Genomic DNA, 1,059 nt, shown 5'->3' on the forward strand with positions numbered 1-1,059 from the left:
GCTAGCTGTACTGACCACTGAGGTTGGTCACGCGGCTGGCTGGAGGGTGGCCGCCGAGTGCGGTGTGGCCGCGATGATGGTTATAGCGGTGTAGCCACACCTCATAGGCGGCTTCGCGTTCGGCGTTGCTGGCGTAGGAGCAGGCGTAGGCCCACTCCTCGAGCAGCGTGCGGTGGAAACGTTCGACCTTGCCGTTGGTGGCTGGCCGGTAGGGCCGGGTGCGCTTGTGCGTGATGCCGGCGAGGGCTTCGCGGAAAGGCAGTGACCGGTAGCAGGCGCCATTGTCGGTCAGCACCCGGTGCACGGTGATGCCGCAACCGGCGAAGTAGGCGTTGGCCCGTGTCCAGAAGCCGGCGGCGGTTTCCTTGCGCTCGTCGGCCAGCAGCTCGGAGTAGGCCAGTCGGGAGTGGTCATCGAGCGCGGTGTGCAGGAACGAGTAACCCGGTCCGCGCTTGATGTGTGGTCGGGCGGCGCGGCCGTGCACTCGCCAACCGCCGCCGTCGGGGATGCGGCCGAGCTTCTTCACGTCTAGGTGCACCAGGTCCCCGGGGGCGGCGTGCTCGTAGCGACGCACGACCCGGCCAGTGGGCCGGTCCAACCACGCCAGCCGGGCCAGCCGGTAGCGGGAGAGCACTCGATGCACCGTCGAGGGATGCAGGCCGAGCAGGAAGCCGATGCGCGCAGGTCCCCAGTGACGCCTGATCCGCACCTTGATGATCCGCCGCTCGGTGCGGGTCGGCGTGCGCTGCGGACTGCGGTGGGGCCGGCTGGACCGGTCGACCATGCCAGCGGCGCCCAGCTCGCGGTAACGCCCAGCCCAGCGCGCGGCGGTGGTGGCCGACGTCTGGAACCGCTCGGCCGCGCGCCGCAGCGTCCACCCCTGCTCGACGATGCAGCGAGCCAACAGAAGCCGGCCACGCGGGGTCAGGGTGGCATTAGCGTGAGACACGAAGACCTCCGGGCTGAGGAGCGGTTCCTAGACAGCTCCACACCTCACTCGGAGGTCTTCCTCATGTCAGCAGACGCCGTCACCAACGTCCGTGGTCAGTACAGCTAGCG

1 protein-coding gene is annotated in these 1,059 nt (G+C 69.1%); it reads right to left on the minus strand.

Annotated elements, in window-relative coordinates; genetic code table 11:
* Position 1: 1 nt before the first annotated feature.
* Entirely contained in the window at positions 2 to 949 is a 948-nt protein-coding gene (locus WA616_RS24350; protein ID WP_336033944.1) for an IS481 family transposase, read from the minus strand.
* Positions 950 to 1,059: the final 110 nt, after the last annotated feature.

Source organism: Geodermatophilus sp. FMUSA9-8 (assembly GCF_037034165.1).
Taxonomy (GTDB): domain Bacteria; phylum Actinomycetota; class Actinomycetes; order Mycobacteriales; family Geodermatophilaceae; genus Geodermatophilus; species Geodermatophilus nigrescens.